Origin of the sequence: Jiangella asiatica (assembly GCF_004349065.1) — a bacterium.
GTDB lineage: Bacteria > Actinomycetota > Actinomycetes > Jiangellales > Jiangellaceae > Jiangella > Jiangella asiatica.
Genome location: NZ_SMKZ01000057.1, coordinates 35,334 through 41,586, shown reverse-complemented (window position 1 = coordinate 41,586; position 6,253 = coordinate 35,334). Strand labels below are relative to the sequence as shown.

Annotated in this window: 5 protein-coding genes; 1 reads left to right on the top strand and 4 read right to left on the bottom strand. The window is 71.2% G+C overall.

Features of this window, described 5'->3' with window-relative positions:
- Positions 1–105: 105 nt before the first annotated feature.
- The 4 genes from E1269_RS27035 to E1269_RS27020 all read right to left on the bottom strand — a co-directional run bounded on the left by E1269_RS27035 (position 106) and on the right by E1269_RS27020 (position 4,149).
- Entirely contained in the window at positions 106–1,167 is a 1,062-nt protein-coding gene (locus E1269_RS27035; protein ID WP_162606649.1) for a YihY/virulence factor BrkB family protein, read from the bottom strand.
- On the bottom strand, positions 1,164–1,715 hold the full coding sequence (locus tag E1269_RS27030; protein ID WP_203434118.1) for a 2'-5' RNA ligase family protein: 552 nt from the start codon (positions 1,713–1,715) through the stop codon (positions 1,164–1,166). The genes E1269_RS27035 and E1269_RS27030 overlap by 4 nt, the downstream gene beginning before the upstream one ends.
- A gap of 4 nt (positions 1,716–1,719) precedes the next feature.
- Complete coding sequence (trpS, locus tag E1269_RS27025) at positions 1,720–2,730, bottom strand: tryptophan--tRNA ligase (protein WP_131900451.1); 1,011 nt, start codon at positions 2,728–2,730, stop codon at positions 1,720–1,722.
- Positions 2,731–2,793: 63 nt separating this feature from the next.
- Complete coding sequence (locus E1269_RS27020; RefSeq protein WP_131900449.1) at positions 2,794–4,149, bottom strand: hemolysin family protein; 1,356 nt, start codon at positions 4,147–4,149, stop codon at positions 2,794–2,796.
- A 111-nt stretch (positions 4,150–4,260) separates the two neighbouring features.
- Here E1269_RS27020 and pgm point away from each other — a divergent pair, with 111 nt between their 5' ends.
- Positions 4,261–5,931 carry a phosphoglucomutase (alpha-D-glucose-1,6-bisphosphate-dependent) gene (gene pgm, locus E1269_RS27015; protein WP_131900447.1) on the top strand — a complete coding sequence of 557 codons (1,671 nt, stop codon included), beginning with the start codon at positions 4,261–4,263 and terminating at the stop codon, positions 5,929–5,931.
- Positions 5,932–6,253: the final 322 nt, after the last annotated feature.

Below are 6,253 nucleotides of genomic sequence, written 5' to 3'. Positions count from 1 at the left end.
CCCCCTCCCTGCGCCGAAATGATCACGTTCAGCACGAAATCTCGTGTCGCACCATGCTTGCACGCATGGTGACGCGCAATAAGTCCTCGTGATGGGCCGGCGTGATCATTTCGGGAGGGAAGGGCGGCGGAGTGCGGCCGAGGCCACGGTGCGAACGGCGCGGACGGTGACCACGGCCAATGCGAGGGTGGCGGCGCCGAGCACCGCGCCGGAGGTGAGAGTGACCGCCTTCACCTGAGCCGGGGTCAGCGGCGACAGGGCAGCAGCGGACTGCTCAGCCGGGTCGACGACGGCGCCGCGGTCGGACGACCGCAGCGCGACCTCGGCCCGCTCCGCGTCCTCGAGCCGGTCGATCGCGCTCTCGGCGGTGATGGCGGCCGTCACCATGAGCAGCCGCGTCACCACGTAGATCCAGGCCAGCATCGCCAGCGGCGCGGCGAACGCGGCGTAGGAGCTCTGCGTCGCCGTGCCGACGACGTACTGCACCAGGAACTGCTTGAGCAGCTCGAACACCACGGCGCCGAGCAGTGACACCACGGCCAGGTTGCGCACGGGCACCGCGATGCGCGGCAGCCCGGACAGCAGATACGCGAACAGCGCTGCGCTCACCCCGACCGACACCAGGCCGCTGACCACCCGCAGCACCCAGCCGCCGCTGCTGAACCCGAGCCAGTCGAGGACGTCGCCGGCGAAGGACACCAGCACCACGCTGGCGCCCCAGGAGACCAGGATGAGCACGCCCAGCCCGGCCAGCGAAACGATGTCGAGGGCCTTGCGCACCACGACGTTTCCCGGCTGGTCGTCGACGCCCCACATGGAGCGGACGGCGGCGCGCACCGCGTCGACCCAGCCCAGTCCAGTGAACAGCAGGATTCCCGCGCCGATGACGCCGATTGTGCCGGCCCGCTCGTGGAAGTCGCTGACGTCCAGCTGGAGACCCGGCAGGTTGTCGTCGACGATCTCCTGGACGGTCTCGACGCCGGACTCGCCGGCGATCGCGCTGACGAGCGCCGCGGCAAGCACCAGCAACGGGAACAGCGACACGAAGCCGTAGAAGCTGCACGCGCCGGCCAGCCGGTTGCCGCGCAGGTCGCCGTAGCGCTGCCAGGCCCGCAACGGCAGGGTGCGTTGTAGCCGCGCCCAGACCGCGCGCAGCCGGGCGATCACACCCGGGCTGCCTCTCCGCTCAGGGCGAAGTCGTGCTCGCGGCGCCAGTAGCCGTCGTCGCCGTGCTCGTAGAGGCTGAACGCGGCGACGTCGAAGCCCGCGTCGTAGCCGGCGAGCGTGTCGAAGGCGGTGTCCATCGCCTCCTCGGACACATGGTGGGCGACGGTCACATGCGGGTGGTACGGGAAGGACAGCTCGACCTTGAGCGGGCCGGTGCGGATGGCGTCGGACAGCCGCTCGCACGCGGAGATGCCCTGCGCCAGCGCGACGAACACCACCGGCGAGACCGGCAGGAACGTGGCCGTGCCGCGCAGGTGCACGCGGAACGGCGCGAAGCGGGTGGCGACCTCGTTGAGGTGGGCGTAGACGGTGTCGCGTTCGCCGGCGGCGACGTTGGTGGGCGGCAGCAGCGTGATGTGGGCGGGGATCGCGTCGGCCAGCGGGTCTCCGAAGGAGCGCCGCCAGTCCTGCAGCTCACTGCCGTACGGCTCCGGAATCGGCACGGCCAGACCGATGGTCTGGCCGGCGGGTCGGGAGTCGGATGTCACCAGGTCACCGCGCTGGGAGGAATCCGACGCGGTCGTACACCCTCGCGAGCGTCGGCCCGGCGACCTCGCGGGCCTTCGCGGCTCCCCTGGCCAGGACGGCATCGAGCTCGGCCGGGTCGTCGAGCAGCTCGCGGACCCGCTGCTGAAACGGCACGACGACGTCGAGCACCGCGGCCGCCACCTCCTTCTTGAGGTCGCCGTATCCCCGGCCGGCGAAGTCCTGCTCGATCTGTGCGATCGAGCGCCCACTGAACGCGGACAGGATAGTGACCAGGTTGGTGACGCCGGGCTTGTTCTCGGCATCGGCGACGACCTCGCGGCCGGTGTCGGTGACCGCGCTCTTGATGCGCTTCTCGATGGTCTTGGGTGCGTCGAGCAGCTCGATCAGCCCGGACCCGGCGACGCTCTTGCTCATCTTGGCGGTCGGGTCCTGCAGGTCGTAGATCTTGGCCGTCGCCGCGGGGATGTACGCCTCGGGCAGCACGAACGTGTCGCCGAACCGGGAGTTGAACCGGCCGCCGAGGTCGCGGGTGAGCTCGATGTGCTGGCGTTGGTCCTCGCCGACGGGCACCTGGTCGGCCTGGTAGAGGAGGATGTCCGCGGCCTGCAGGATCGGGTAGGTGAACAGGCCGACGGTGGTGCTCTCGGCCCCGGCGCGAGCTGACTTGTCCTTGAACTGAGTCATCCGGCTGGCCTCGCCGAACCCGGTGATACAGCTCAGCACCCACGACAGCTGCGGGTGCTCGGGCACGTGGCTCTGCACGAACAAGGTGCTGCGCTCGGGGTCGACGCCGCCGGCGAGGTACTGGGCAGCGGTGATGCGGGTGCGCTCGCGCAGCTGGGCGGGGTCGTGCCCGGCGGTGATGGCGTGCAGGTCGACGACGCAGTAGAAGGCGTCGTGGTCGTCCTGCAGCGCCACCCATTGCCGCAGCGCACCCAGGTAGTTACCCAGGTGCAGCGACGCATTGGTCGGCTGCATCCCGGAGAGCACACGTGGGCGGCGGCTGGTCGTCATGCCCGCCATTGTGTCAGCCGTCGTGGCGGAGGACACCCCGGAGCGGTCCTTCTCGGCACGGCGTCATCCAGCGGGCGGGGCCGCTGTCTCGCCGTCGTCCGGTGCGGCCGGCTGACCAGCGGCCTCACCACCGCCGGGCTCGGCCAGCGGGTGGACCCGCAGCCGCGACGCCCGCCGTCCGTCGACGGCGGTGATCTCGAGCCGGATGCCGTCGAACTCGACGGAGTCGCCGACGTAGGGCAGCCGGCCCAGCCGGGCCACCACGAAGCCGGCGACGGTCTCGTAGGGCCCGTCGGGCAGCGAGACCCCGATGCGTTGGGCGAAGTCCTCGATGTTGAGCATGCCGTCGACGTCGACGACGCCACCGAAGGCCGCCGCCGCGGGTAGCTCGTCGGTGTCGTACTCGTCGCGGATCTCGCCGACGAGCTCCTCGACGAGGTCCTCCAGGGTCACGATGCCGGCGGTGCCGCCGTACTCGTCGACGACGACGGCCAGGTGCGAGCCTTCGCGGCGCATCTCCGTCATCGCCGGCAGCACCCGCTTGGTGCCGGGGAGCACGAGGACGTCGCGAACCAGCTCCTCGACCCGGATGCTGCGCCGGGACACTTCGGGGTCGAACAGGTCGCGGACGTGTACGAAGCCGACGACGTCGTCAGTGGACGCGCCGACCACGGGGTAGCGCGAGTGCGGCATGGCGGCGGCCAGCTTGACCGCCTTGAACACCGGCATGTCGGCGTCGAGGAAGTCGACATCGGTGCGCGGGCGCATGACCTCGCGCACCTGGCGGTCGCCGGCGGCGAACACGTCACCCACGATGCGCCGCTCCTCCTCGCCGAGTCCTTCGTGGCCGGAGACCAGCTCGCGCAGCTCCTCCTCGCTCATCTCCTCGCGCTGCGCGGACGGGTCGCCGCCGACGAGCCGCACGACCACGTCGGTGGAGCGGGACAGGAACCAGATGACCGGGCGCATGAGGATGGCGAACCGGTCCAGCGGGGGCGCCACCAGCAGAGAGACCCCGGCGGAGCGTTGGAGGGCGATGCGCTTGGGTACCAGCTCGCCGAAGACCAGCGAGAGGTAGGCGATGAACAGCGTCAGTGCGATGAACGCGACGGTGTCCGACGCACCGGCCGGCAGCCCCCAGTCCTCGAGGACCGGTGCCAGGTCCGGCGCCAGCGTGGACGCACCGTACGCGGCGGAGAAGAAGCCGGCGACCGTGACGCCGATCTGCACCGCCGAGAGAAAGCGGTTGGGGTTGTGCGCGAGCGCCGCCACCCGCTCGCCGCGCCGGCCCTGCTGGGCCAACTGTGCCAGCTGGCTCTCGCGCAAGGACACCAGCGCCAGCTCGGTGGCCGCGAAGACCCCGCCGACCAGGATGAACAGCATGACGAGGCCGAAGTTGAGCAGGGTGCCCTGGTTCACGACGAGGTCCCCTTGCAGCTGGTATGTCGGCCCGTGGTGGAGTCGCCCATCCAGAAATCCTAGAGTGCGGGGTGTCAGCCGGCACGACCGAAGGCGCGAGAGGATGACGCGGTGACCAACCACCCCCGCGCGGGGCAGCCCGCCGCCCCCGAGGACCTGGTCGACGTTGCCCAGCTGGTCCGGGCCTACTACACGACGCATCCCGATCCGACGCAGCCCGGCCAGCGGGTGTCGTTCGGGACGTCGGGGCACCGGGGGTCCTCGCTCGCGGCGGCGTTCAACGACGACCACATCGCCGCGACGGCGCAGGCCATCTGCGACCACCGGGCCGCCGCGGGCGTCGACGGCCCGCTGTTCCTGGGCAAGGACACCCACGCGCTGTCCGAGCCGGCGTGGGCGACGGCCGTCGAGGTGTTCGCCGCCAACGACGTGATCCTGCTGGTCGACTCCGCCGACCGGTACACCCCGACGCCGGCGGTGTCGCACGCGATCCTGCGGCACAACTCCGGAGCGGGTCGTGACGGCCGGCGCGCGGACGGCGTCGTCGTCACCCCGTCGCACAACCCGCCGTGGGACGGCGGATTCAAGTACAACCCGCCGGACGGCGGCCCCGCGGGCTCGGAGATCACCGGAGCCATCCAGGACGCCGCCAACCGCTACCTCGAGAACGGGCTGGGCGGGGTGCAGCGGATGCACCTGGCCTCCGGTCGCGGCGCGCCGGCCAGCGGCACGTACGACTTCCTCGGCACCTACGTCGACGACCTGGCCGCGGTCGTGGACGTCGACGCGATCCGCTCCGCCGGGGTGCGCATCGGCGCGGACCCGCTGGGCGGGGCGTCCGTCGACTACTGGGCGGCCATCGCCGAGCGGCACCGGCTGGACCTCACCGTCGTCAACCCGCTCGTCGACCCCACCTGGCGTTTCATGACGCTGGACTGGGACGGCAGGATCCGCATGGACTGCTCCTCGCCCTACGCGATGGCGTCGCTGATCGACCGCATGTCCGACGACGGCGCCGGGTTCGACGTCGCGACCGGCAACGACGCCGACGCCGACCGGCACGGCATCGTGACGCCGGACGGCGGGCTGATGAACCCCAACCACTACCTCGCCGTCGCCATCGACTACCTGTTCCGCCACCGCGCCGGCTGGCCCGCGGCGGCGGCGGTCGGCAAGACCCTGGTCAGCTCGTCGATGATCGACCGGGTCGCGTCCGGGCTGGGCCGGTCGCTGGTGGAGGTGCCGGTCGGATTCAAGTGGTTCGTGCCGGGCCTGCTCGACGCCTCGGTCGGATTCGGCGGCGAGGAGTCCGCCGGCGCGTCGTTCCTGCGCCGCGACGGCGGCGCCTGGACCACCGACAAGGACGGCATCATCGCCTGCCTGCTCGCGGCGGAGATCATCGCGGTGACGGGGTCGTCGCCCAGCCAGCACTACCGAGTGCTGGCGCAGCGTTACGGCGAACCTGCCTACGCCCGGGTCGACGCGCCCGCGACCCGGGAGCAGAAGGCGGCTCTCGGTGCGCTGTCGCCGGACCAGGTGACGACGAAGGAGCTGGCCGGCGAGCCGATCGTGGCCGCCATGACCCGGGTGCCAGGCAACGACGCCCCGATCGGCGGGCTCAAGGTGGTGACGGAGTCCGGCTGGTTCGCCGCGCGTCCGTCCGGCACCGAGGACGTGTACAAGATCTACGCCGAGAGCTTCCGCGGCCCCGACCACCTGGCCGCGATCCAGGCGCAGGCGCGCGCCGTCGTCGATGGAGTTCTGACCAGCACGCCCCCATGACCAGCGACGATCGCGGACATCACGAGGATGCTGTGTGCTCCGCCTGGTCGTGTGCCTGGCGGAGCGCGGGAATGCCTGGTGATGTCGCGGATCGTTGACGATCACGCGGTAGCAATGGCCAGCGACGCCCGACGACCGGAACGGGCCGAAACGCGTTGCACCCGAGCCAGGACGTCATGACAGGCCAGTAGGCGTGCACCCAACAACCCACCCTGCCGGCCACCCCGGACCCGACCACTCCGGCGGCGCTCCCCGCCATCACCCTGATCAACGCGAGGCAGCAGAGAGGGCTGGAGGGTTCGCACAGCACCGCACAGCGGCT

Bases quoted from the DNA above. Each gene is read 5' to 3' on its own strand.
- trpS (WP_131900451.1), bottom strand. From the start codon at position 2,730: ATGACGACCAGCCGCCGCCCACGTGTGCTCTCCGGGATGCAGCCGACC.